General features: G+C 55.1%; 22 protein-coding genes. 6 read left to right on the top strand and 16 right to left on the bottom strand.

All coding sequences use genetic code 11. From position 1 onward, the window contains the following. Window positions 1-46 precede the first annotated feature (46 nt). The 4 genes from glgC to asd form a co-directional block, all read right to left on the bottom strand. Window positions 47-1,339, bottom strand: coding sequence for a glucose-1-phosphate adenylyltransferase (gene glgC, locus JWF83_RS04690; protein ID WP_413649034.1), 1,293 nt, complete (start codon window positions 1,337-1,339; stop codon window positions 47-49). Between the two features lie 10 nt (window positions 1,340-1,349). Then, window positions 1,350-3,338 carry a glycogen debranching protein GlgX gene (gene glgX, locus JWF83_RS04685; RefSeq protein WP_413649032.1) on the bottom strand — a complete coding sequence of 663 codons (1,989 nt, stop codon included), beginning with the start codon at window positions 3,336-3,338 and terminating at the stop codon, window positions 1,350-1,352. Beyond that, window positions 3,335-5,518 (bottom strand): 1,4-alpha-glucan branching enzyme, encoded by a 2,184-nt coding sequence (gene glgB, locus JWF83_RS04680; RefSeq protein WP_413649031.1) that lies wholly within the window; start codon window positions 5,516-5,518, stop codon window positions 3,335-3,337. Before glgB ends, glgX begins: the two co-directional genes overlap by 4 nt. 401 nt (window positions 5,519-5,919) lie before the next feature. Then, the gene (gene asd / locus JWF83_RS04675; protein WP_413649029.1) at window positions 5,920-7,029 is read right to left on the bottom strand and encodes an aspartate-semialdehyde dehydrogenase; all 1,110 of its coding nucleotides are present in this window, start codon (window positions 7,027-7,029) and stop codon (window positions 5,920-5,922) included. A gap of 274 nt (window positions 7,030-7,303) precedes the next feature. Between asd and JWF83_RS04670 the strand changes: the two genes are divergently transcribed. Beyond that, window positions 7,304-7,897 (top strand): YhgN family NAAT transporter, encoded by a 594-nt coding sequence (locus JWF83_RS04670; protein ID WP_413649028.1) that lies wholly within the window; start codon window positions 7,304-7,306, stop codon window positions 7,895-7,897. 47 nt (window positions 7,898-7,944) lie between these two features. On the opposite strand, the gene gntU is transcribed toward JWF83_RS04670, so the two are convergent. From gntU to JWF83_RS04650, 4 genes are all read right to left on the bottom strand, one after another. Beyond that, on the bottom strand, window positions 7,945-9,285 hold the full coding sequence (gene gntU / locus JWF83_RS04665; RefSeq protein WP_413649026.1) for a gluconate transporter: 1,341 nt from the start codon (window positions 9,283-9,285) through the stop codon (window positions 7,945-7,947). Between the two features lie 5 nt (window positions 9,286-9,290). Further along, a complete protein-coding gene (gene gntK / locus JWF83_RS04660; RefSeq protein ID WP_413649024.1) occupies window positions 9,291-9,827 on the bottom strand; it encodes a gluconokinase in 537 nt (178 codons plus the stop codon). A 139-nt stretch (window positions 9,828-9,966) separates the two neighbouring features. Then, window positions 9,967-10,962 carry a gluconate operon transcriptional repressor GntR gene (gene gntR / locus JWF83_RS04655; RefSeq protein ID WP_413649171.1) on the bottom strand — a complete coding sequence of 332 codons (996 nt, stop codon included), beginning with the start codon at window positions 10,960-10,962 and terminating at the stop codon, window positions 9,967-9,969. A gap of 135 nt (window positions 10,963-11,097) precedes the next feature. Beyond that, on the bottom strand, window positions 11,098-11,793 hold the full coding sequence (locus tag JWF83_RS04650) for a pirin family protein (protein WP_413649022.1): 696 nt from the start codon (window positions 11,791-11,793) through the stop codon (window positions 11,098-11,100). Window positions 11,794-12,221: 428 nt separating this feature from the next. Between JWF83_RS04650 and JWF83_RS04645 the strand changes: the two genes are divergently transcribed. Continuing rightward, window positions 12,222-13,793, top strand: a complete 1,572-nt coding sequence (locus JWF83_RS04645) for an AbgT family transporter (protein ID WP_413649021.1) — start codon at window positions 12,222-12,224, stop codon at window positions 13,791-13,793. A 239-nt stretch (window positions 13,794-14,032) separates the two neighbouring features. Continuing rightward, window positions 14,033-14,530 (top strand): GNAT family N-acetyltransferase, encoded by a 498-nt coding sequence (locus tag JWF83_RS04640; protein WP_413649170.1) that lies wholly within the window; start codon window positions 14,033-14,035, stop codon window positions 14,528-14,530. Between the two features lie 407 nt (window positions 14,531-14,937). Here JWF83_RS04640 and JWF83_RS04635 read toward each other — a convergent pair whose 3' ends face one another. Continuing rightward, window positions 14,938-15,945, bottom strand: coding sequence for a LacI family DNA-binding transcriptional regulator (locus tag JWF83_RS04635; protein WP_413649020.1), 1,008 nt, complete (start codon window positions 15,943-15,945; stop codon window positions 14,938-14,940). 129 nt (window positions 15,946-16,074) lie between these two features. Here JWF83_RS04635 and JWF83_RS04630 point away from each other — a divergent pair, with 129 nt between their 5' ends. Further along, a complete protein-coding gene (locus JWF83_RS04630) occupies window positions 16,075-16,905 on the top strand; it encodes an SDR family oxidoreductase (protein ID WP_413649018.1) in 831 nt (276 codons plus the stop codon). Between the two features lie 11 nt (window positions 16,906-16,916). Then, the gene (locus JWF83_RS04625; RefSeq protein WP_413649017.1) at window positions 16,917-18,059 is read left to right on the top strand and encodes a phytanoyl-CoA dioxygenase family protein; all 1,143 of its coding nucleotides are present in this window, start codon (window positions 16,917-16,919) and stop codon (window positions 18,057-18,059) included. 37 nt (window positions 18,060-18,096) lie between these two features. On the opposite strand, the gene ggt is transcribed toward JWF83_RS04625, so the two are convergent. Next, entirely contained in the window at window positions 18,097-19,848 is a 1,752-nt protein-coding gene (gene ggt / locus JWF83_RS04620) for a gamma-glutamyltransferase (protein WP_413649015.1), read from the bottom strand. A gap of 184 nt (window positions 19,849-20,032) precedes the next feature. Between ggt and JWF83_RS04615 the strand changes: the two genes are divergently transcribed. Then, a complete protein-coding gene (locus JWF83_RS04615; protein WP_413649014.1) occupies window positions 20,033-20,320 on the top strand; it encodes a DUF2756 domain-containing protein in 288 nt (95 codons plus the stop codon). Here the strand turns inward: JWF83_RS04615 and ugpQ are convergent. The 6 genes from ugpQ to livF form a co-directional block, all read right to left on the bottom strand. Continuing rightward, complete coding sequence (gene ugpQ, locus JWF83_RS04610) at window positions 20,317-21,057, bottom strand: glycerophosphodiester phosphodiesterase (protein WP_413649169.1); 741 nt, start codon at window positions 21,055-21,057, stop codon at window positions 20,317-20,319. The genes JWF83_RS04615 and ugpQ overlap by 4 nt on opposite strands. Then, window positions 21,057-22,130, bottom strand: a complete 1,074-nt coding sequence (locus JWF83_RS04605) for a sn-glycerol-3-phosphate import ATP-binding protein UgpC (protein WP_413649012.1) — start codon at window positions 22,128-22,130, stop codon at window positions 21,057-21,059. The genes ugpQ and JWF83_RS04605 overlap by 1 nt, the downstream gene beginning before the upstream one ends. A gap of 3 nt (window positions 22,131-22,133) precedes the next feature. Beyond that, window positions 22,134-22,979 carry a sn-glycerol-3-phosphate ABC transporter permease UgpE gene (ugpE, locus tag JWF83_RS04600; protein ID WP_413649011.1) on the bottom strand — a complete coding sequence of 282 codons (846 nt, stop codon included), beginning with the start codon at window positions 22,977-22,979 and terminating at the stop codon, window positions 22,134-22,136. Next, window positions 22,976-23,863, bottom strand: coding sequence for a sn-glycerol-3-phosphate ABC transporter permease UgpA (gene ugpA, locus JWF83_RS04595; protein ID WP_413649009.1), 888 nt, complete (start codon window positions 23,861-23,863; stop codon window positions 22,976-22,978). Before ugpA ends, ugpE begins: the two co-directional genes overlap by 4 nt. An 86-nt stretch (window positions 23,864-23,949) precedes the next feature. Next, complete coding sequence (ugpB, locus tag JWF83_RS04590; RefSeq protein ID WP_413649008.1) at window positions 23,950-25,269, bottom strand: sn-glycerol-3-phosphate ABC transporter substrate-binding protein UgpB; 1,320 nt, start codon at window positions 25,267-25,269, stop codon at window positions 23,950-23,952. 205 nt (window positions 25,270-25,474) lie between these two features. Next, entirely contained in the window at window positions 25,475-26,188 is a 714-nt protein-coding gene (livF, locus tag JWF83_RS04585) for a high-affinity branched-chain amino acid ABC transporter ATP-binding protein LivF (RefSeq protein ID WP_413649007.1), read from the bottom strand. Window position 26,189 lies beyond the last annotated feature (1 nt).

The raw sequence follows: 26,189 nt of genomic DNA, 5'->3' as shown, positions 1-26,189 counted from the left end.
TGCTCTGATGCATTCCTCTGCATCGATAGCAATAACATCTCGTCCGTCAGCCAGCAGCTTTAGCCAGTTTGGCCAACATTGCTCGCGTAACCAGTACGATCCCCTCTTCTGAACGATAAAACCGGCGGCTGTCTTCGTCAGGGTTCTCACCAATGACCATCCCCTCCGGGAGGACACAGGCGCGATCGATAACGCAGCGACGCAGACGACATGAGCGCCCAATCACCACATCCGGAAGCAACACGGAGGAATCAATATTACAGAATGAATTAATCCGCACCCGGGGGAACAACACCGAGTGCACCACCACCGATCCGGAGATAATGCAGCCCCCGGAAACCAGCGAGTTCATCGTCATCCCATGACTGCCGGAGCGATCCTGGACAAACTTCGCTGGCGGCAACTGCTCCATCTGGGTACGTATCGGCCACTCCGTGTCATACATATCCAGTTCCGGCATCACCGAAGCCAGATCCAGATTCGCACGCCAGTAAGCTTCCAGGGTACCAACATCACGCCAGTAAGGCGTTGAACTGTCATCGCTCTGCACACAGGAGATATTGAATGAGTGGGCAAAAGCTTCACCGCTGGCGACGATTTTTGGCAGCAGGTCTTTACCGAAATCATGGCTGGAGTTGGTCAGTTGCAGATCCTCTTCCAGTAGTTGATACAGGTATTCCGCGTTAAATACGTAGATCCCCATACTGGCTAATGACTGGGTATCGTCCCCTGGCATCGCCGGCGGTTCTTTCGGCTTCTCGACAAAGTCGATTACCTTATTTTCGTTATCGACCGCCATCACCCCAAAGGCGGTGGCTTCGGCAATCGGCACCGGAATACAGGCAATGGTGCATTTCGCATCATTCGCCACGTGATCCAGCAACATGCGCGAATAGTCCATTTTATAGATATGATCGCCGGCCAGAATCACGATGTACTGGGCGTTGTAACGCCGAATAATATCGAGGTTCTGGGTGACCGCATCGGCGGTACCGCGATACCAGCTCTCTGTGGAAAAGCGCTGCTGTGCCGGAAGCAGATCAACAAATTCGTTCATCTCCTCATTAAAGAATGACCAGCCACGCTGGATATGCTGCACCAGGGTATGCGATTGGTACTGGGTAATCACACCAATGCGGCGGATCCCCGAGTTAATACAGTTGGAGAGGGCAAAGTCGATAATGCGAAATTTACCGCCAAAGTGCACCGCAGGTTTGGCGCGTTTGGCGGTGAGATCCCGCAGGCGCGTTCCGCGTCCGCCAGCAAGGATCAGGGCTACGGTTTGTGTTGGCAGCTGCCTTGCCAACATAAGATGATCTGCTCTTTCTAATTTGACCATGTCTGACTCCTTATGCTTGCTTTTGGAACACGCTCACGCCATGCGCGGGCCCATGCCAGACAGTTGTGAGGATCGGGTTATCATCCCCGGCAAAAGGGGGAATGGCATGCCATTCCCCAGCTGGTAGTGCGATGTCGCTCACGTCTTCAGTGGCGTTTATTGTTATTAACCAACGGCCGGAGAGCAGAATCTGCAATCTGCGCATCCCCTGTTCCCACTCTTCGCTGCTCAGTGGCTGGCCGTTAGCATTGAGCCACTGCACGTTGCCGTCACCCTCCTGCCACCACTGATCCTGCTGCAGCGCCGGAATACGACGACGCAGATGAATCAGGGCGGCAGTAAAGTTAAACAGCCCGGGATCGTTATTCTGCCAGTCCAGCCACGTCAGCTGGTTGTCCTGACAGTAAGCATTATTATTGCCATGCTGGCTGTGGCCATGTTCATCACCGGCCAGTAGCATTGGCGTACCCTGCGCCAGCAGCAGCGTGGTCAGTAACCCGTGAACGCTGCGGCGGCGGCGCTCAACAATATTCAGCGACACCTTCAGACCTTCACTGCCGTGGTTATGGCTGAAGTTGCTGTTGCTGCCGTCGTTGTTATCTTCGCCATTGGCTTCGTTATGCTTGCGTTCGAAGCTCACAACATCACGCAGCGTAAAACCGTCATGGGCGGTGATCAGATTGATACAGGCCGATGGCGGACGATCAGTGTGCCGGAACACATCACTGGAGGCGGCAAAGCGCCGGGCAAAGGCGCCGTTGCTGATATCGCCATGCAGCCAGAAACGGCGCATACCATCGCGGAAATGGTCGTTCCATTCGGCAAAAGGGGCCGGGAAATTGCCCACCTGATAGCCGCCGGGACCGATATCCCACGGCTCGGCGATCAGTTTTACCTGCGACAGCAGCGGATCGGCGTTAATCGCCGCAAACATTTCCGCCTGCGGATCGTACTGCGGCGTACGCCCGAGCACGGTGGCGAGATCAAAGCGAAAACCGTCGACATGACACACCTCCACCCAGTAACGCAGGCACTCCAGCGTCCACTGCCGCACTGCCGGATGGCTGAGATTTAGCGTGTTGCCACAGCCGGTCCAGTTATGGTTCTCGCCCTGATCGGTAAGCCAGTAATAACTTTTATTATCGATACCGCGCTGCGACAGCGTCGGACCCACCTCAGCTTCCAGTTCGGCGGTATGGTTAAACACCACATCCAGCACCACCTCGATTCCGGCGCGATGCAGCGCTTTGACCGCCTGCTGAAACTCATTAAGCGGATGCAGCTGATCGACGCCGGAGGCGTAACGCCCGTCAAGGGCATAATGCGCCAGCGGGTTGTAGCCCCAGTAATTGCTCAGCCCCAGACGCAGCAGGCGCGGCTCATTGGCAAAAAAAGCGATCGGCAGTAGCTCGAGGGTAGTGATCCCCAGTCGTTGGAAATAGTCGATCATCACCGGATGGCCAAGTGCCGCATAGGTGCCACGGATCGCCTCCGGAATATCAGGATGAAGTTTGGTCAGGCCGCGCACATGGGCTTCGTAGATCACCGTCGTCCCCCAGGGCACGCGCGGCGCAACATCGTCTTCCCAGTCAAAATCATCCACCACCACCACGCTTTTCGGCGCAATATCGGCGCTATCCTGCGTATCGATCTGCTCATCGCCGCAGAAAAAGCGCGCATCGTCCGTCACGTCACCGGTCACTTCCCGGGCGCAGGGATCAACCAGCAACTTTGCCGGATTGAAGCGGTGTCCCTGCTGTGGCTGCCAGGGACCATGCACACGATAACCATACAGCTGGCCAGCTTTAATGGCTGGCAGATAGCCATGCCAGATATCACCACTACGGGCCGGCAGGTCATAGCGTGTCTCTCTGCCCTGTTCGTCAAACAGGCAGAGTTCCACCCGCTGCGCATGTTGCGAGAACAGGGTGAAATTGACACCTTTACCATCGTAAGACGCCCCGGCCGGCGTGGGCTGACCATACTGTAATGAACTCATTCACCCTCCCTGACCAGCCATAAGGTCGCCAGCGGTGGGATGGTCAGACTCAGCGAATGCGGGCGCTGATGGCTGGCAATCGGCTCGCTCAGCAGCAAACCGTTGCCGAGGCCGCTACCGTGATAATGTGCGGCATCGGTATTCAGGATTTCACGCCAGCAGCCCGGCTGGTTAATGCCAAAGCGATAGTCATGGCGCGGTACCGGGGTGAAGTTGGACACCACCATGATCTCATTGCCGTCGCGATCGCGCCGGATAAAAGCAAAGACGGAATTATCATGATCGTCGACCACCAGCCATTCAAAGCCGCTACTGTCAAAATCGAGCTGGTGCATCGCCTTATGGTGGCGATAGGTGAGATTCAGATCGCGCACCAGCCGCTGTACGCCGTTATGCCAGTTATCCTCGCCTTCCAGCAGATGCCAGTCGAGGCTGGTGTCATGATTCCACTCTTTGCCCTGGGCAAACTCATTCCCCATAAACAGCAGTTTTTTGCCGGGGAAAGCCCACATCCAGCCATAGTAGGCACGCAAATTGGCAAACTTCTGCCATGCGTCGCCCGGCATACGGTCGAGAATCGATCGCTTGCCATGCACCACCTCGTCATGGGACAGCGGCAGCACAAAGTTTTCGCTGTAGTTGTACAGCAGGCCAAAGGTCATCAGATTGTGGTGATAGCGGCGATGCACCGGATCGTGCTTCATATAATCGAGCGTGTCGTGCATCCAGCCGAGGTTCCACTTAAACCAGAAACCCAGTCCGCCCATTTCCGCTGGCCGTGAGACGCCGGGATAGTCGGTGGACTCTTCCGCTACGGTAATCACGCCCGGCGCCGCCTGGCCCAGCGTGCGGTTGGTGTAGCGCAGGAAAGAGACCGCTTCGAGATTTTCCCTCCCGCCAAAAGCATTGGGGATCCACTCGCCTTCGGCGCGACTGTAATCGCGATAGATCATTGACGCGACCGCATCGACGCGTAAGCCATCGATGCCAAAGCGCTCCATCCAGTAAAGCGCGTTGCCCGCCAGGTAGTTACTGACTTCACGCCGGCCAAAGTTATAAATCAGCGTATTCCAGTCCTGGTGATAGCCTTCTCGCGGATCGCCATGCTCATACAACTCAGTGCCGTCAAATTTCGCCAGACCAAATTCATCGGAGGGGAAGTGTCCCGGCACCCAGTCAAGCAGCACATTCAGCCCGGCGTCATGGGCGGCGGTAATAAATGCGCGGAAGTCATCGCGGGTGCCGAAACGTCGGGTAGGCGCATACATGCCCAGCGGCTGATAGCCCCAGCTGCCATCAAACGGGTGTTCGTTGATCGGCATCAGTTCAATATGGGTAAAACCCATCTCTTTCACATAGGGCACCAGCTGTTCCGCCAGCTCTTTATAGCTCAGCCAGAAATGATTATCGGTATGACGACGCCAGGAACCAAGATGCACTTCATAAATCGAAATCGGCGCGTCAAAGGCATTGGCTGCCTTACGCTCAGCGGTCATGGCGATTTTTGGCGGCAAACCACAGATCATCGACGCGGTCTCTGGTCGCATCTGGGCTTCGAATGCATAGGGATCCGCCTTCAGCCGCAGCTGACCCCAGGCATCAATAATCTCAAACTTATACATCTGTCCCGGACGCGCCGCCGGCACAAACAACTCCCAGATGCCGCTTTCACGGCGCAGGCGCATCGGATGGCGTCGGCCATCCCAGTAGTTAAACTCGCCGACCACGGAGACGCGATGTGCATTCGGCGCCCAGACCGAGAAACGGGTGCCGCTGACGCCATCAATTACATCGGCATGCGCCCCGAGGGTTTCGTAAGGACGCAAATGGGTGCCTTCCGCCAGCAGCCAGCTATCCAGCTCGGCCAGCAACGGGCCAAAGCGGTAGGCATCATCAATAAGATTCTGCTCACCATGCCAGATCACCGCCAGCTGATAACGGAAAGGCGTTTTACGCCGCGGAATAACACCGCTAAAGAATCCGCGTGAATCAAGGCACTTAAGCTGCGCGCATTGACGCCCGGTACTGGTCTCAATCACCCAGACTTCAGAGGCATCAGGCAGTAAAGCGCGAACCTCCAGCCCGGCGTCGGTCTGATGCATACCGAGCAGCGCGAACGGATCGGCATAATGACCGGAAATAATTGCATTGATCGCCTGGCGATCGGGTAGCTCTGACATGACTTTCTTCCTGTGACATATGGCAAGCGAATCAGCGATACAAAACCGCGATAGGGCATTCACTGAGTGCTGCTCTTCATTGAGCCATCAGCGCGCAGACATGGAGGGCATCCATCCTCTGGAATAGAAAACCACTGCTGCGCACAAATTCAATTCAGTTGGGAAAGCAAAACAGCCAAAAATCAGGACATCTTTTATAAGCATAGCTAAGGCTAACCATTAGCCTGTGAAGAATGCGTAAAATAATTTTTGTCAGTGCTAAAAAAAGGGAAGCGGATCACTTGAAGGACTATTTTGGTGCAGGAACACCGGCCGGATGTTCCGTAAAGGTGCTGTTTTCCTCATAAAAGGGGGGGAGTAATCTCAGTACGGGCCCGGAAGATCCAGGCCCGTTAGTGGCTTTAGTCCACCAGCAAACGCAGCATACGGCGCAGCGGTTCGGCGGCGCCCCACAGTAGCTGATCGCCAACGGTAAATGCCGAGAGGTAGTCTGGCCCCATATTCAGTTTGCGCAGACGTCCAACCGGCGTACTCAGGGTGCCGGTGACTGCCGCCGGGGTCAGTTCACGCATGGTAATTTCACGGTCGTTCGGTACCACTTTTACCCAGTCGTTATGCGCAGCCAGCAGCTGTTCAATTTCCGCCAGCGGCAGATCTTTTTTCAGTTTCAGGGTAAATGCCTGGCTGTGACAGCGCAGCGCGCCGACACGAACACATAAGCCGTCAACCGGGATAGTTTGCGCGGTGTGCAGGATCTTATTGGTTTCAGCCTGGCCTTTCCACTCTTCGCGGCTCTGACCATTTTCCAGCTGTTTGTCGATCCATGGGATCAGGCTACCGGCCAGCGGCACGCCAAAGTTATCCACCGGCAGGGCGCCCGCACGGCTCAGTTCGGTCACTTTACGCTCAATATCCAGGATGGCTGAAGCCGGGTTCGCCAGCTCTGCGGCCACGTGGGTATGCAGCATCCCCATCTGTGACAGCAGTTCACGCATATGACGCGCACCGCCGCCGGAAGCCGCCTGATAGGTGGCGACGGAAGCCCACTCCACCAGATCATTGGCAAACAGGCCGCCGAGCGACATCAGCATCAGGCTGACGGTACAGTTACCGCCGACGAAGGTTTTAATGCCTTTATCCAGACCCTGATGGATCACATGATGGTTGACCGGATCGAGGATAATAATCGCATCATCTTTCATCCGCAGCGTAGAAGCGGCGTCGATCCAGTAACCCTGCCAGCCGCTGGCGCGCAGCTTTGGATAGACTTCGCTGGTATAATCGCCGCCCTGGCAGGTAATGATGATATCCAGCGCCTTCAGCGCATCGATATTATAGGCGTCCTGCAGCGTACCGGCGGCGGCGCCGGCAAATTCCGGCGCGGCCTGGCCATGCTGTGAGGTGGAAAAGAACACCGGGCGAATGACGTCAAAATCACGCTCTTCGATCATCCGCTGCATAAGTACTGAGCCAACCATACCGCGCCAGCCGATCAATCCTACTGATTTCATATTGCACCTGCTGCAGGCTATCTGACTGGCCATTTTACTGTCCGGCAGTGCTCGCAATCCTCACGTACTTTCAGTACGCTCCGGTTGCGGCGCGCTGGCGGGGGTAAACTGGCTACGCCGATGACGCCTGACTTGTTAGAGTTGAAATAAATATGAGTACCACCTTACAAAATGCAGCAAAACTGGCAAGTGAATTAAATCGATAGTTAGCATTATTTTCAGCAGCATGACTTATAACCGGCCTCGGTGACGCCGGAACAAGAGAACAATAACGATGACAGAGATGATCTCCGCAACAATATTATTGTTGCTTATTATGGACCCGCTGGGCAATTTGCCGATTTTTATGTCGGTTTTAAAGCATCTGGAGCCAAAACGTCGACGCGTGGTGCTGATTCGCGAACTGTTGATCGCCCTGGTGATCATGCTGCTGTTTCTGTTCGCCGGCGAAAAGATTTTAACCTTCCTTAACCTGCGCACCGAAACCGTCTCAATTTCCGGCGGCATTATTCTGTTTCTGATCGCCATCAAAATGATTTTCCCGTCGCAGGAGAGTAGTAGCAGCGGTTTATCCGCTGGCGAAGAGCCATTTCTGGTGCCGCTGGCGATCCCGCTGGTCGCCGGGCCATCACTGCTGGCAACGCTAATGCTGTTGTCGCACCAGTACCCGAACCAGATGGGTCACCTGGTGGTAGCGCTGATGATTGCGTGGGGAATGACCGTAGTGATTTTGCTGCTTTCCGGCCTGTTTCTGCGCCTGCTGGGCGACAAAGGGGTCAATGCGCTGGAACGTCTGATGGGGTTGATTTTGATTATGCTGGCAACGCAGATGTTTCTGGATGGCATCCGGGCGTATTTGAAGATTTGAAACCGGCGGTATACAAGGGCGGCACTCTGGCCGCCCTGCGCAGTTAATTATGACAACAAGCTAAAGGCAATCATGCCCACCACGGCGCCAACGGTACCCAGAATGGTTTCCATTAGCGTCCAGGTTTTCAACGTCTGCGCTTCGCTGGCGCCGGTAAAACGGCCAAATAGCCAGAAACCGGCATCATTCACGTGACTTAACACAATTGACCCACCGGCAATACAGATCGACAGCGCCGCCAGCTGCGCGCCGGAATAATGCAATACCTCAATCACCGGCATTACCAGCCCGACAGTGGTCAGGCAGGCCACGGTAGCCGAACCCTGAATCACCCGCACCGCGGCCGCGAGAATAAAGCAGGCCAGCGCAATCGGCAACCCCGCGCCGGTCAGCGCGTTCCCCAGCGCCGGGCCAACGCCCGAATCCACCAGCACCTGCTTAAATACGCCACCGGCACCGATCACCAGCAGAATAATCCCCGCCGGTTGCAGCGCGCTGCCGCAGATCGCCATCACCCGCTCTTTGTCCATTCCCTGACGGTAAGCCAGGCCATAAATCGCCACCAGACAGGCCAGCAGAATGGCGGTAAACGGATGGCCAATAAACTCCAGCCACTGATACAAGCTGCTGCCTTCAATGGTAAAGCGCGCACCGATAGTTTTCAGCCCCACCAGTACCAGCGGAAACAGAATCAGCGCCAGACTGAAACCAAATGACGGCAATTTACTGCTGTCATACTCCGGCTGTGTGACATCTGCCGGTACACGAAACTCGACGTGACGGCTGATAAAATTACCAAACAGCGGCCCGGCGATCAGCATACTGGGGATCGCCGCACACAGGCCAAGCAGGATCATCCAGCCAAAATCAGCGTGCATCTGCGATGCCAGCAGCATCGGCGCAGGTCCCGGCAACAGAAACGCCGCCGAGGCCGCGACACCGGCAAACAGCGGCACCACCAGCTTAACCAGATTGTCATTGGTACGACGCGCCACGGCAAACGCGATGCTAATCAGCAGCACGATCGCCACCTCAAAAAACAGCGGTAAGGCGCAAATCAGCCCGGCGATACCCATCGCATAGTGCGCGCGGTGTTCACCAAAGGATTTGAGCATGCGAATCGCTATCTGATCGACCGCTCCGGTCTCATGCAGGATCTTACCGAACATCGCGCCGAGCGCGACCACAATGGCGAGGAAACCCAGGGTGCCGCCCATGCCCTTTTGCATGGTGTCAGCGATTTTGTCGAGAGGCATGCCGGAGAAGATACCGGCACCGATGGAGACTAACATTAGCGCCACAAAGGCGTGCATGCGGGCTTTCATTACAAGAAACAGCAGCAGTAATACCGAACCTGCTGCGGTCAGAACCAGTGTTGCGGTACTCATCAGAGCTAATCCTTTTGGGTCGCACCTTCGATGGTAGCGACGGTGGCGGCAACAACCTCTTCCAGTGAATGATCAATATCAACCACTAACACGTCCGGTTCATCAGCCGCCGGTTCTTCCAGCGTGGCAAACTGGGTCACCAGCATTTGCGGCTTAAAGAAGTGGCCTTTACGTGCTTTCAGGCGCGACTCAATGGTTTCGAAGTCACCCTTCAGGTAGATAAACGACAGGTTGCTATTACCCTTGCGTAGAATATCGCGATAGCTTTTTTTCAGCGCCGAGCAGACGATAATCGAAATATCGTTGGTGCGTTGCATGGCGAAGGCTGCATCGTTAAGCGCTTGCAGCCAGGGACGGCGATCGTCATCGTTCAGCGGATGACCTTCGGCCATTTTCTCGATGTTGGCACGCGGGTGCAGGAAATCACCATCGAGGAATGCGGTTTTTAACTGGTATGAGACCTGGTTAGCAACAGCGGATTTACCGCTACCAGATACGCCCATCAGGATAAATACATGATGCGACGCGGGATTGGTTTTCATTTTTTTAACTCCGGCAGATAAGGATACGCATGTTACCGATAACAAATACGCATGACATTCTCAGTACGTGCGCCTGTAATGGCAACCGTTCTGCCGGGAAAAGGTTGTAAATGTGAGCTATCTCATAAAAACGCAATAATCAGATGCTGCCGCCTTCCGAAATTTCAAAGCCCACATCCAGCGGTTTCAGCGCGCGTTTATCGCCGCCAATTCGTGCCAGCAGCATTGCCGCCGCCTCCCGGCCCATACGCTCACGCGGCGTCAGCACCGTCGCCAGTTGCGGGTTGACCACCAGCGAAATGTCATGGCCGTGAAAACCGGCGATCGCCATCTCTTCGGGTACGCGCAATCCCTGGCGCTGGCACTCAAACATCGCGCCGACCGCCAGGTCATCATTGGTACAGAACAGGCTGTCCGTCGCCGGAAAACGGCGCTGCGCTTCGCGCATCAGCTCGGCGCCGGCGGTAAATGACGAGGCTTCCTCCATCATCACGCTATTGGGCTGCAGCTGCGCCTCACGCATGGCGATCTCATAGCCGCGTTGTTTCTGCAGGGTTCGTTCATCGAGACGCGCGCCAAGATAAACGGTATGCGTATGGCCTTTGGCGATAATCGCCCGCGTCATCTGACGCGCCGCCTCGACATTATCAAAGCCCACCGCCATATCCAGACACGGCGAGACTGAATCCATCATCTCAATGACCGGGATCCCGGCGGTTTCAATCATGCGCAAACTGCCCGGCGTATGACTGCGCTCGGTAAGGATCAGGCCATCAATGTTCCAGCCCAGCAGCGAACGCAGCTGCAGTTCCTCTTTCTCCTGATTGTAGCCAAAGTGGCTGAGCAGGGTCTGATAACCAGCCGCATCGGTAACCGCTTCGATACCACGCAGCACATCGGCGAAAACCTGGTTAGTCAGCGAAGGCAGTAGCACGCCAATTGCGCGGCTGGTGGCATTGGATAACATATCCGGCGCCCGGTTGGGGATATAGCCAAGTTCATCCAGCGCGACGGCAATTTTTTCACGCAGGGCGGCGGAAACCTGGTCGGGGTTACGCAGGTAGCGGCTGACCGTCATTTTGGTAATGCCGATACGATCGGCAACATCTTGCAATACGGGTCTTTTTTTCTTCATCATTAGCGACTGTATATTGAGGTAACAAGGAGTCTACCAAAAAATACGACGCTAACCTTGCGGTGATCACCACAATACCAGGATGGCCAGCAATCGCTGGCCATCTTTTATGATAATGCGCTAAAAATTACGCGATCAGACCGCTGGCAGATCAAACAGCAGGATTTCGGCGTCGCTGTCCGCCTGAATGGACAGCGTGCTTTCGTCCTGGATCGCCAGCGCATCGCTGGTGGTTGCTGGCTGACCATTCACCTGCACATCGCCTTTCACTACCTGAATCCAGATGCGGCGCGCGCTGGCAACCTCTGCACTGGCCTGCTCACCCTGTTTCAGCACCCAGCGCGACAGAGTCATATCCTGATGGACTTTCAGCGAACCCTCGCGCGCATCCGGCGACAATACCAGCTGGCGTCCCTGGATATCGTCAAAGCGACGCTGCTCATAGCGTGGCGCGATGCCGTTAGTGTCCGGGATAATCCAGATCTGATAAAGATGCAGCGGCTGGTCGCGACTGCCGTTGTACTCGGAGTGACGTACTCCGGTACCCGCACTCATAATCTGAAACTCCCCGGCCGGGATCTGCTCTTTATTACCCATGCTGTCCTGATGTTCAACCACACCCGAGAGCACATAGGTCAGAATTTCCATATCTTTATGCGGATGGGTACCAAAACCCTGACCGGCAGCGATAACGTCTTCGTTAATTACCCGCAGCGCGGAGAAACCCATAAAGTCCGCATCATAGTAATTAGCAAAGGAGAAAGTATGCCAGCTATCCAGCCAGCCATGGTTTGCGTGACCGCGATCATTAGCTTTACGTAAATAAATCATATTCAACCCTCCTCAACGTTTTCACGTAGTCTGGACCTGAAGCGGACAGGATGATAGCTGAAAAACTTCACACCTCTGTTCAAAAAATATGAAGGATATTCCGGCGTATTGCTCAGACAAATTGCCGCTACGCAGCGGATGAAAACAGCGGTGATTATCATTGCGGATGTTTAGCCATATCACAAACTGGCAAAGTTCCCGACGGTGGATAATGGCAAAAAAAGCGCTATTAATGCGAAAAAAAAGCGTATTAAAAATAATAAAATCAACAAGTAACGCATTAATACATTTGAAATTAATATCAATCTATTCGGTTTTATCTTGGTATTAGCTCGGTTTTACTCTATTGGTAACTTTTTCCCGCCACGTAAGATGACAGTCCAATACTACGGCTGTGCTGAACCACTTGGAAATTTCAGGGAAGGAATATGACAGAAAATACTGCGCTCAAACCGCCAGGCCCGATCACCCGCCTGCTGAATACCATCGAATGGCTGGGCAACCTGCTGCCTCACCCGGTCACCCTGTTCGCCATCCTGTGCCTGATGGTGATCATCGCCTCCGGCATTGCCGCCGGATTCAATATCAGCGTTATCGATCCGCGGCCGGAAGGCGCCAGTGGACGCGCCGCCGACGGGGTTGTGCAGGTTGTCAGCCTGTTTAGCGCTGCCGGCTTGCAGCGCATCGTCAGTAATCTGGTGACCAACTTCACCAGTTTTACCCCGCTGGGTACGGTGCTGGTGGCCATGCTTGGCGTCGGCATTGCCGAGCACTCCGGGCTGTTGTCCGCAGCAATGCGCGCGCTGGTGTTTGGCGCGCCAAAACGGCTGCTCACCTTTATCCTGGTGTTCGCCGGGATTATCTCCAATACCGCTTCCGAACTCGGTTATGTGGTGCTGATCCCGCTGTCGGCAATGCTGTTCCACTCCCTGGGACGCCATCCACTGGCCGGGCTGGCGGCGGCATTCGCTGGCGTCTCCGGGGGGTATAGCGCCAATCTGCTGCTGGGTACTCTTGATCCGTTATTGTCGGGCATTACGCAAAACGCCGCGCAGATTATCGACCCCGGCTATACCGTCGGCCCGGAAGTAAACTGGTACTTTATGTTTGCCAGTACCTTTGTTATCGCCCTGCTGGGCACCTGGATCACCACCAGCATTATCGAACCTAAACTGGGTAAGTATCGCGAAACCGACGGTGACGCGCCGCAGGGAGATCTGGGCACCCTTAATCCGCAGGAGAAACGGGCGTTAAAAGGGGCGGGTATAACACTGCTGCTGCTGAGCCTGCTGCTCGGGCTGACGCTGATCCCGGGCTACGGCATTCTGCTCAATCCGCAAACCGGTGGATTTGCCGGCTCGCCGTTTCTGCACGGTATTGTGATGTTTATTATGCTGTTTTTCGCCATTCCTGGTTACGTCTACGGCCGGATAAACGGCACCCTGCGCAGCGACCGTGATGTGATTAATGCGATGGCGAAGAGTATCAGTATGCTGAGCCTGTATATCGTGCTGGTGTTCTTTGCCGCGCAGTTTGTCGCCCTGTTTAGCTGGAGTAACTTCGGCACCGTTATCGCGGTAAAAGGCGCCGGTCTGCTATCCGCAATGGATATCAATGCCCCGCTGCTGTTCTTTGGTTTTATTGTGATCTGCGGCTTTATTAATCTGATGATTGGTTCGTCATCAGCACAATGGGCGGTAACCGCACCGATTTTTGTACCGATGCTGATGCTGACAGGCTTTGCGCCAGAGGTGATTCAGGCGGCATATCGTATTGGTGATTCGGTTACCAATCTGATTACCCCAATGATGAGCTACTTCGGTCTGATTATGGCGGTGGCGGCGCGCTATCAACGCAATCTCGGTATCGGCACCCTGGTGGCGCTAATGCTGCCCTACTCGGTGATGTTTCTGATCGGCTGGAGTCTACTGTTTATGATTTGGGTATTTGGCTTCGGTCTGCCGGTCGGGCCGGGCGCGGCGACTTACTACACCCTGTAGCCGCAAAGCAGGCAAAAAAAAAAGCCAGCACCCGAGCTGGCTAAAAAACACTGGAAGCAATGTGAGCAATGTCGTGCCTTCACAGCAGGTCCAGCGTGGACTTCCTGAGAACGCACGACAATAATAATCATTATCATTCGCATCTGTAAAGTTGTTTTTGTGATAAATTTTCATTTGACCTTTGCGCTAAAGTCCATGATGTTTAAGAGGAATAATCTAACCCGCAAAGGAGTCGCATGATGAGCCAGATTGAGATCCGCCATGTTAATGTTGCAGATGCGCAGGCCATTCAACAGCTTTACAGCCAGCCCGAAACGCTGGCCGGAACGCTACAGGTGCCTTACCCATCACTACAACTGTGGCAGGATCGACTGGCAAATCTGCGTCCCGGCGTGCATTCGCTGGTGGCCTGTATCGACGGTCAGCTGGTGGGACAAGTCACCCTGGAAGTCAATCAGTCACCGCGCCGCCGCCATACCGCCCACTTCGGTTTAGGCGTGGATGTGAACCATCGCGGCAAAGGGGTGGCGCAGGCGATGCTGGCAGCAATTGTCGATCTCTGTGACAACTGGCTGGGCGTCGAGCGCATGGAACTGACGGTGTATACCGATAACGCCGCGGCCATCGCGCTGTATCGCAAGTTTGGCTTCGAGGTGGAAGGCACCGCACGCAATTACGCCCTGCGTAACGGAGTAAAAGTGGATACGCACTTTATGGCGCGTTTTCGCCCGCACTGATAGCAACGCGCGGTGATAACCCTCACCAGGGTTATCATCATCATTATAATAAAATGAATTTATTAGTTTAATTAATTACCCGCTATCGCCGTGAATATGCCCAACCCTGCGAGTTTTTCACACCATCATCGGCAATCTATAAAGATAGTAAATAATCGATGCGGCCCCAGCTTAAGGTGGGTTTTGTTATTTCCCAGCCTGGGGAAGAGGTTTATTAGCTATATAATTTGTGCACTCCAGTAAAAAAACCAGTTTTCCACCGCGCGGTTTGTCTGTAACCGCATATGCACTGGTTACATGAATTCATGGTTTCTTTATTTATGCGCTAAGCTTTAAATGGCAGCTGATAATAATAAACCTCTCCCGACTTATTCAGTCAGGTTCAGCACCTGACGCTCACGTCCCCCCTAAACATTATAAGGCGTCACCACATTTACCCGGGAAAAATGACCCGGCTCTTCTTCCGGCGCCAGAAAGCCATGAAACTGTAAAATCGCCTGAAACGCGCTGCGCGCATCCTGCCGGAGATCGTGATCGATCACCGCATCCAGCTTACCCTGCCGCAGCAACTGACGATTTTCCGCGTCCAGATCATGCGCGATAAACACCTTCAGCCTGCGCTGCGCCTGGTTAAAAGCATCGATAATGGCAGTATTGGCGCCGCCGACGCTATACACCGCATGGATATCCTGATGCTGTACCAGCGCCTGCTCTATTTGTGGCAGAGTCAGCTGATTAACGCCATAGCCGCCACTCACCCGCCTCACCCGCAACTGCGGCGCCAGCTGTTGTAAAGCCTCACAGAAGCCATCAACCCGCTGTTCTTCGCCACGAAAACCATCGCTACTCAGCACCACCGCCACTGATTGCGGCGCCGGCTCCAGCCAGCGCGCCAGTAAATAAGCCGCGGTACGCCCGGCATTATGGTTCTCCATGCCGACATAGCGAATCCGCATGCTGTGCGGCAGGTCCGTTACCAGCGTCACCACCGGCACCCGCAGCTTCAGCAGCTCAGCCACCGCCTGATTAAGCGGAACTTCATCACTGGCTTTCAGCAGTACGCCATAGCTATCAGCACTACAGCGCAACAGCAATCGCTGCAGCCCGCTCACGCTAATCTGCTCAAAAATATGGAAACGCAGCGCCAGCCGAAAAGGGGCAAAGCTGCTGATTTGGCTGAGCAGCGCCTCCGTCACCAACTGGCTAAAGCGTTCCGGCGTGTGCAGCACGATATCAATCGGCAGCGTTCTGCCACTGGCGAGACTGACACGATGCTGCAGCTCCAGGTCGCGTATCCCCTGGGCAATACGCCGCTCAGTTTGCGGATGGACACTGCCGCGCTGATGCAGCGCGCGATCCACGGTCGCCTTACTGACCCCGGACTGGGCGGCAATCTGTTTAATCGAAAATTTCATCGTCATTTTTTGAGGCTTTTTTGAGGTCTTATTGCCATTTTGTTAAACAAATGTAGATGCTAATGTCAACCAGAGCAAGCGTCATACCCCAGATACCTCTTACCCGATTAAAATAAAGGTTCGCTAATTATGCCTGTGAATAACATAGAGTTTTTCCACGATAAAGTTTATGTCGTAACGGGTGGAACCCAGGGGCTCGGCGCTGCCGTTGCCCAGCTACTGGCCGAACGCGGCGCCAGAGGCATTATCATTTGTGGTCGCAACGCGTCGGCTGGCGCAGCACAAGCGGACCGGCTGCAGACGCTGGGCTGCGAAGCCAGGTTTGTGCCGGCAGACATCTCCGATCCCCGGCAATGCGAGCAGGTTATTGCCGCCGCTGAACAACACTTCGGCACCCTGCATGGTCTGGTGAACTGCGCGGGCATGTCGGATCGCGGCACCATTCTTGATACCTCACCCGCCCTGTTCGATGCCATTTTTGCCGTCAATGTCCGCGCCCCCTTTTTCCTGATGCAGGCGGCGATTAGCCTGATGCTGAAAAAACAGGTCGAAGGCAGCATTGTCAATATCATCACCATGACCGCCCATGGCGGACAGAGCTTCCTGACCGCCTATGCCGCCTCAAAAGGCGCCTTAATCACCCTGACCAAAAATGTCGCCTTCAGCGCCATGCGTAACCGTATCCGCGTCAACGGACTGAATATTGGCTGGATGGATACCCCGCACGAGGATGAGATCCAACGCCAGTACCATCAGGCCAGCGATGGCTGGCTGGAAAAAGCCGAGCGCGAACAGCCGTTTGGTCGTTTGCTGAAACCACGAGAAGTGGCGCGGGGCGTTGCATTTCTGTTGTCAGGCGAGTCGGGAATGATGACCGGCTCAGTTATCGATTTTGACCAGGGGGTGATTGGCTGTAGCGATATCGGTTCACCTCAGCCACTTAATGCCTTAGTACCTTAAAGGAGCCTGCCATGTCTCAGATTTTTTTCGATGAAAGCCAGCTGTCGCTGGATGATTTCGCCACCCTCTGCGCGCAATCCACGGATAAAAAAGACTGGCCGCTGGCCAGTGACGTAGCCCTCAACGTGCTGATCTATCAGCGTCGCGATCTGCTAACAGCCGCCAGCAGCCAGCCTCAGGCGCTGCTGAGCGAACTGCATCGCGCACTGTCCGCAGGGCCAGGGGTACTGGTGATCAAAGGGATGTACCCGGATAAGCAGATTATCGATCGCAACAGCGCCCTGTTTGAGCAAATTTTGTCGGCTGAAGCTGCCAGCAATAGCGGAGCCGATCACTTTGCCGCCGCCGGCAACAATGGCCGCATCTGGAATGCGCTGCAAAAAGTTGCCGTACGGGATGCGGATGCATTTATCGACTACTATGCCAACCCGTTGCTGGCGCTGATTTGTGAGGCCTGGCTCGGCCCCGGTTATCAGATCACCGCGCAGGTAAATCAGGTGCGTCCGGGGGGTAAAGCCCAGCAGCCGCATCGGGATTATCACCTTGGTTTTCAGCAGAATGAAGTAGTGAAACGCTTCCCGTTGCCATTGCAGATTCTGTCACAGTATCTGACATTACAGGGGGCGATTGCCCATAGCGATATGCCGATCGAATCCGGGCCCACCCAGTTATTGCCATGGTCACATCAGTATCAGGCGGGTTATCTGGCGTGGCGCGATCCGCAGTTTATCGACTACTTCCGGCAGCACGCCATTCAGTTACCACTGGAAAAAGGCGATGGACTATTTTTCAATCCGGCGCTGTTCCATGCGGCAGGCAATAACCTCACCCATGACCATATCCGCACCGCCAACCTGCTGCAGGTCTCCTCCAGCTTTGGTAAAGCGATGGAAAAAGTCAATTATATCACCGTGCTGAAACAGATTTATCCGGCGCTACGTTTACGGACGCTGCCGGAAGCGGAGCTAAACGCGGTTATCGCAGCGGCGGGAGAAGGCTATTCCTTCCCGACCAATCTGGATACCGATCCTCCTTCCAGCGGGCTGGCGCCGATGACGCAGCAGCAGCTGTTACGGCTGGCGCTGACGGAGAAATGGCAGCCAGAGGCGTTTAATGCCGCACTGGATGAGCATCAGTTAAAGCGGCAGGCCTGAGGCATTGAGCACCGGGCGGCATCAATGCCGCCCCCTATCAATAACCCGCGGTTAAATCGCCCACTGAACGTGGATCCGACGCCCCATACAGCATACCATCCGGGCCAATCATAATGCTCTGAGTGCTGCCCATCGCTGGCTGCACCTTCACATGCTGCCCTTTACTTTCCAGCAGCCGCAAGGTATCCGGACTAAAACCTTTCTCCACGCGTAGCTGATCCGGTAACCACTGATGATGAAAACGCGGTGCATTGGTCGCTTCGGCGACATTCATCCCAAAATCGATACTGTTGACCACCATTTGCAGCACCGTAGTGATAATACGGCTACCGCCCGGGCTACCGGTAACCAGCCAGGTTTTCCCCTCCTTTGCCACAATAGTGGGGGACATGGAGGACAACGGACGTTTATACGGTTGCACCGCATTGGCCTCACCGCCAACCAGCCCATAAACATTTGGCGTGCCCGGTTTGGCCGAGAAATCATCCATTTCGTTATTCATCAGAATGCCGCTATTACCCGCCACAATGCCGCTACCGAAGTAGGTGTTCAGGGTATAGGTCACCGCTACTGCATTGCCGTCTTTATCCACCACCGAAAAATGGGTGGTTTGATTGCTTTCATACGGCGCCAGCTTGCCGGGTTTGATATCCGCCGACGGACGCGCTTTGGCAACATTGATCTGCGCCGCCAGTGATTTGGCGTACGCTTTACTGGTCAGCGCCTGCCAGGGCACCTTAACGAAATCCGGATCGCCGAGATATTCGGAGCGGTCGGCATAAGCATACTTCTCCGCCTCCGCCATCACCTGCATCGCATCAGCGCTGCCGAAGCCCATTTTCGCCAGATCAAAGTTTTCCAGGATATTCAGGATCTGCACAATATGAATACCGCCGGATGAAGGTGGCGGCATCGAGAACACTTCATAACCACGGTAAGTGCCGCTAATCGGCTGGCGCTCCACCGCGCGATAAGCCGCCAGGTCGGTTTTGCTCAGCAACCCGCCATGCCGGGCCATTTCACCGGCAATATCGTCGGCAATCGCCCCTTTATAAAAGGCATCCGGCCCATCGCGGGCAATCAGCCCTAAGCTGCGTGCCAGATTATGCTGCACCAGACGTTCACCTTTCTGATAGGGGGTACCGTCGGCTTTATAAAAGATCGCCTTACTATTGGCATGGTTGACCAGCACCTCTTTGCCGTAGGTGTTCAGATCATCGGCCAGTGCGTCATTGACCACAAAACCATTACGCGCCAGTTCAATAGCGGGTTGCAGTAAACGGCTGAGCGGCAGGGTGCCGTACTTGCGCGCGGCTAAGGCCAGACCGGCTACGGTACCCGGAGTGCCGGAAGCCAAAGGAGAGGTCAGGGACAGCTTACTGTCAGCATTGCCCTGCGCATCAAGGAACATATCGCGGCTGGCTTTGACCGGCGCCATTTCACGGAAATCAATCGCGGTGGCGCGTCCCGCGGCAGTACGCAGCAGCATAAAGCCACCGCCGCCAAGATTACCGGCCTGCGGATGGGTCACCGCCAGGGCAAAGCCAACCGCTACCGCGGCATCCACCGCGTTGCCGCCCTGCTTCAGAATATCGACCCCCACCTGAGTGGCCAGCGCATCTACCGACGCCACCATCCCGTGGCGATCTTTCACCGGATGGAAACTATCCGCATCGACGCCGTAGGAGACCGGAGGGGATGGCGGTGACGCCGCACTGGCGCCCTGCCAGAAACAAAAACATACCATCAGCGACCAGGAAACACGTCGCATAGTGCCGGTTTTGATCATCCTGCCACACCTTTTTATGATTGTTTACATTGGGGTTACATCTGTTAAGTCTGTACCAGATAAGCAAAAAGGCGAATATAAAGTCAAATTCAGCTGATTCCTGACTTCATTCGCCGGCAGAGCAGTTAAACTTAAGCAAGATGACGGAGATTCGGCGGATTATCTGCCTGATGGAGGAAGCATAATGAAAAGATGGTTACTTATTTTTGCCGCACTGTTACCACTCAGCAGCGGTATGGCGAATATGCTGAACAATAGCAGCGATCCGAACCAGCCGGGCTATAACCCAAGCCAGCAGCGGATGAAACAGCAGATGCAGACTGACCAACAGCAACAGGTTCTGAAACTGAAACAGGACCAGCAACGTCAAAGCCAGGATCAACAGCGTAAAATGCAGGAGCAGCGTGACAGTGCCCGGCAGCGCATTATCAAAACGCAGCCGGGCAATAACAGCACTTCACAACAACCTTAAGCGAAGTTTGGTCCGATGGTGTCGATGCGATCGGTACAGATGGCATCGACACCCCAGCTCAGTAACTCACGTGCACGTTCGGTCTGATTAACGGTATACACCAGGATATATAAGCCGGCCGCTTTTAGCGCAGCGGTACGCTCCGGGTTTAACAAACGGTAATTCAGATGGATAGAGGTGCAGTCGAGCGCACGCGTTAATTCCTGCCAGTTATCCTGCCACTCATCAAGCAGCAGACCGCGAGGCAGCTCGGGAGCCGCCAGCTGCGCCGCCGCTAATGCCTGATACGAGAATGATGACAGCAACGGCGCCGTTTGGCCGCGCCACAGTTCACGTGCCGCCAGCGCTACCGCCGTGCCGGTTTGCTGATCCAGCCCGCTGGTTGGCTTAATCTCAATATTCGCCATCATATGATGTTGCTGGCAGCGTGCCGCGACGTCGCTCAGCAACGGCAGCGGTTCATGCTGGAACTCACGGCTAAACCAGCCGCCGGCATCCAGCTGCTGCAGTTTTTCCCACGGCTGTTCGCCGGCAATCCCCCAGCCATTACTGGTACGGTCGAGGGTATCGTCATGCAGCAGAAACGGCTGCGCATCCTGCGACAGTTTGACATCAAACTCGATCATTTTATGGCCATATCTCGCCCCGACATCAATCGCCGCCAGGGTATTTTCCGGTGCCAGCTTACCGCCGCCGCGATGGGCGACAATCGCCGGATAGGGCCAGGCTTTATTTATCATTCCAGACGCATTCCTGTAATCGAATCAAAAAAGTGTAGCGCGCTGGCGGGCAGATGCAGCCATAAACTGCTGCCGACTGGCGGCCGTTCCACATGCGGCAGGCGCACTACTACACTGTTACCGCCCCATGTGCCATGGGCCAGATTATCCGCGCCCAGCATCTCCAGCGTCTCCACCACCAGCGGGATACCGCCCGCTTCGCGCCCGGATAGCTGAATATGCTCCGGACGCACGCCCAGGGTCAACGGGCGATTCGCCCATTTCGTTTTGGCCTGCGCAAGTGGCAACGTAAAGCCCGGTGACAGCGTAAAACCGGTACCGTGACTATTGACGCTGCCTTCCAGCAGGTTCATTGACGGCGCACCAATAAAACTGGCGACAAACCGTGTAGCCGGACGTTCATAGACTTCAACCGGGGTTCCCAGTTGCTCAACGATCCCTTTGTTCATCACCATCACCCGCTGCGCCAAAGTCATCGCCTCAACCTGATCGTGGGTAACATACAAACTGGTGGTATTCAGCCGGCGATGCAGCAGTTGCAATTCAAGACGCATCTGCACGCGCAGACGCGCATCAAGGTTGGAGAGCGGCTCATCAAATAAAAACACCGCCGGTTCGCGCACAATCGCCCGCCCCATCGCTACACGCTGGCGCTGGCCGCCGGACAGCTCACGCGGGCGGCGTTGCAACAGCGCATCCAGCTCCAGACTGCGCGCGGCTTCCAGCACCCGCTGGCGAATCTGCTCTTTACCCATACCACGAATTTTCAGGCCCCAGGCTATATTCTCTTCCACACTCATATGCGGATAAAGCGCATAGTTCTGGAACACCATCGCGATACCGCGATCTTTCGGCTCCAGATCGGTCACGCGCTGGGTATCAATCCAGATATCGCCGCTGGTTACGCGCTCCAGCCCGGCAACCATACGCAATAGCGTCGATTTTCCGCAGCCGGACGGGCCGACCATCACCATAAATTCGCCGTCGTTAATCGTAACATTGAGCGGCTGAATGACCATGTTTTTGCCGTCGTAGGATTTGGTCACCGCCTGAAGTTTTACACCTGCCATCTGCTATTTCTCACTCTCAACCAGCCCACGCACAAAGGCGCGCTGCATTACCATTACCACCACCACCGGTGGGATTAACGTCATTAACATTGCGGCCATCACCAGATTCCACTGGGTGGATCCATCACCGCTGGAGATCATGGTGCGAATACCCGCTACTGCGGTGCCCATGCTGGTATCACTGGTAATCAAAATCGGCCAGAGATACTGATTCCAGCCGTAGATAAAGGTGATGACAAACAGCGCCGCCAGATTGGTTTTCGATAGCGGCAGCACGATATCCCAGAAGAAGCGCATCGGGCTGGCGCCATCAATGCGTGCCGCCTCCAGCAACTCATCCGGTAACGACATAAAGAACTGACGGAACAGAAAGGTGGCGGTCGCCGAAGCCATCAGCGGTAGCGTCAGGCCGGTGTAACTGTCCAGCATATGCAGATTAGCGATCACCTCCACCGTCGGGAAAATACGCACTTCGACCGGCAGCATCAGGGTGATAAAAATCATCCAGAAAAAGAAGTTGCGCAGGGGGAAACGGAACCATACCAGCGCAAAGGCCGACAGCATGGAGACGCTGATTTTTCCTGCGGTGATCGCCAGCGACATAATCGTGCTGTTCAGCAACAACACGCCGATCGGCGCGCTGTTGCTGCTGACGCCGTTATGCCAGAGGATGCTGAGGTTGTGCCACAAATGGCCGCCGGGGATCAGCGTCATGGGGACCTGATAGATCTCAACGTTATCCAGCGTGGCGGCGACAAAGGCGACATACAGTGGAAACAGAATGGTGAGAATGCCAAGGATCAGCATGGTATGACTGAAAAAGGTCAGCCCGGGGCGGTTTTCGATCATTGGTAACGCACCTTACGCTCGACATAACGGAACTGGATCACCGTCAGCACAATCACCAGCAGCATCAGTACCACCGACTGGGCGGCCGATGAGGAGAGATCCAGGCCGGTAAAGCCTTCGCGATAAATTTTGTAAATCAGGGTAGTCGTGGACTGCACCGGGCCACCGGCGGTTGCGGCATCAATCACCGGGAAAGTATCAAAAAAGGCATAGACCAGATTCACCACCAGCAGGAAGAAACTCACCGGGGCGATCAGCGGCAGCGCCAGATAGAAGAAACGGCGCACCGGCCCGGCGCCATCGATCGCCGCGGCTTCAACCAGCGAACGTGGGATCGACTGCAGGGCGGCAAAGAAGAATAAGAAGTTGTAGCTTACCTGCTGCCAGACCGAAGCCAGCACCACCAGAAACATCGCCTGACCACTATTCTGCGCATGGTTCCAGTTGTAACCGAGCAGGGCAAGCATATGGGTGATCAGACCAAGGCCGGGGTTAAACAGAAACATCCACAGCACCGCGGCAATCGCCGGAGCCACCGCGTAAGGCAGCAGTAACAGGGTCTGGTAAAAACCTTTCAGGCGCAGCACATAATCGACCAGTGCGGCGAAAAACAGTGAGATCAACAGGCCACAGCCGGTGACCAGCCCGCTGAAGATCAGCGTGGTCCAGAATGAGGCCAGATAGTATTCATCGTTAAACAGCTGCGTGAAGTTTGCCAGACCGACAAAACGGCTGGATAACCCAAAGGGATCGACGCTCTGCACCGAGTACCACAGCGCTTCTCCGGCGGGCCAGAGAAAAAAGATGGCGGTGATCAGCAGCTGCGGAAAGACCAACAGATAGGGGAGCCAGCTGGTGCGAAAACCGGGACGAACAGAGGACATAGTTTAGCTCGGCGTTGAAGGGAATTTCAGGCGGCATCTCTGCCGCCTCCGTAGGGGACGCCGTTAAGCGCCCCGCGCGGTTGGTTTTATTTAACCTGTTGCTCAAAGCGGCGCAGCAGCTGGTTGCCACGCTCAACGGCGTTATCCAGCGCTGCCTGCGGCGTTTTCTTACCGGTCCAGACGCCTTCCAGTTCTTCATCCACCACGGTACGAATCTGCGGCATATTGCCTAAACGCATCCCTTTGGTATAAGGCAATGGCGGCTTATTCAGCATCTGGCGCGTAGCGATATCCGACCCCGGGTTTTGATCATAGAAACCGGATTTGCGCGTCAGCTCATAGGCTGCAGTGGTAATCGGCAGATAACCGGTTTTCTGATGCCATTCCGCGGCAATTTCCGGCTGGGCGAGGAACTGCATAAATTCCGCTACGCCTTTGTAGGTATTGGCATCTTTACCTTTCATCACCCACAGGCTGGCGCCGCCGATAATGGCGTTTTGCGGTGCGTTTGGTACGGTCGCGTCGTAAGGCATCATGCCAACGCCGTAGTTAAATTTGGCGTAGTGGCGAATATCGGCCAGTGAGCCGGAAGAGGCGGTGGTAATCGCACAGTCACCGTTATAGAACTTCTCGGTGGACTCATCTTTGCGGCCAAAGTAGGTGAAATCACCTTTCTTGTTCATATCGGCCAGTAGCTGGATATGGCGTACCTGGATCGGTTTATTAAACTCCAGTACCGCATCCGTCCCGCTAAAGCCGTTATTCCGCGTGGCAACCGGCAGAGCATGCCAGGCGCTAAAGTTTTCAATCTGGATCCAGCCCTGCCAGCCGCTGGCATAGCCACACTGCATCCCGGCGGCACGCAGTTTGGCGCTGTAGTCGGCCAGATCCTGCCAGGTTTTCGGTGGCTGTTCCGGATCCAGCCCGGCTTTTTTAAACGCGTCTTTGTTGTAGTACAGCACCGGGGTCGAGCTGTTAAACGGCTGGGAAATCAGATGGCCGGTTTTTGCGTCGCTGTAGTAACCGGAAACTGTCGGCACAAACTGTGATTCATCAAAAGCGATGCCGGCATCCTTAAACACGTCATACACCGGCTTAATGGCTTTCGATGCCATCATGGTCGCGGTGCCCACTTCATATACCTGTAAAATGGCAGGCGCCGTGCCGGTACGCACTGCCGCGATCCCTGCGGCCAGACTCTGGTCGTATTTGCCTTTATAAACCGGGACAATTTTGTAATCAGGATGAGCCTGGTTAAAACGCTGGGCCAGAGAATCAACCTCTTTGCCTAACTCGCCGTCCATGGAGTGCCAGAATGGGATGTCGGTTGCAGCCACTGCATGGCCGGTAAGCGCGAACCCCAGCACAATGCTCAGTGCGGTATGACGAAATGTGGTAAATGACATATCAGCTTCCCATGACATGATTGTTACGCGCGATTTCACGCATTTTATGTTCGGGAAGTAACATGACATGCAAAAATGACAGTGAGATAAACGTCTTATGACGGCAGTGTGACAGAGAAGTGACGCTAAGATGGGTTACAGGGGCAGCACGCTCGCCGCCCCTGCGCATCGCCAGGGGCGACATTTATGCCGCCCGTTGTAGAGATTAACCGCCGAGATAAGCGCTTCTGACCGCCTCATTCGCCAGCAACGCATCACCAGTATCTTCCAGCACCACATGGCCGTTTTCCAGCACATAGCCACGGTCGGCCAGCTTCAGCGCCTGGTTGGCGTTCTGCTCGACCAGGAAGATGGTCATCCCTTCGGCACGCAGCTGCTCAATGGTATCGAAGATCTGCTGGATAATAATCGGCGCCAGACCGAGCGATGGCTCATCCAGCAGCAGCAGACGCGGCTGGCTCATTAGCGCGCGGCCAATCGCCAGCATCTGCTGTTCACCACCGGACATGGTACCGGCGCGCTGCACGCGACGCTCCAGCAGACGCGGAAACAGCTCATAAACCCGCTGGATACGCTGCTGATACTGCTGCCGCTCGGCGAAGAATCCGCCCATTGCCAGATTCTCTTCCACCGTCATCCGTGAGAACACGCGGCGCCCTTCCGGTACGATAGCGATCGCTTCACGCATAATACGTGCCGTTTGCCAGTCGGTAATATCCTTACCATCAAAGCTGATGCTGCCGCTGGAAGCACGTGGCTCGCCGCACAGAGTGCCGAGCAGCGTGGTTTTCCCCGCCCCGTTGGCGCCAATCAGGGTCACAATTTCCCCCTGACTGATATGCAGACTGACATCATGCAACGCCTGAATTTTGCCATAATGGGCACTGACGTTGCTTAACGTTAATATCGGGTTCGCCATC

The organism is Pantoea sp. B65 (assembly GCF_047308185.1).
Taxonomy (GTDB): Bacteria; Pseudomonadota; Gammaproteobacteria; order Enterobacterales; family Enterobacteriaceae; genus Erwinia.
Note: the sequence above shows the minus strand (reverse complement) of the source record. Positions and strands in the feature narration are given on the sequence as shown.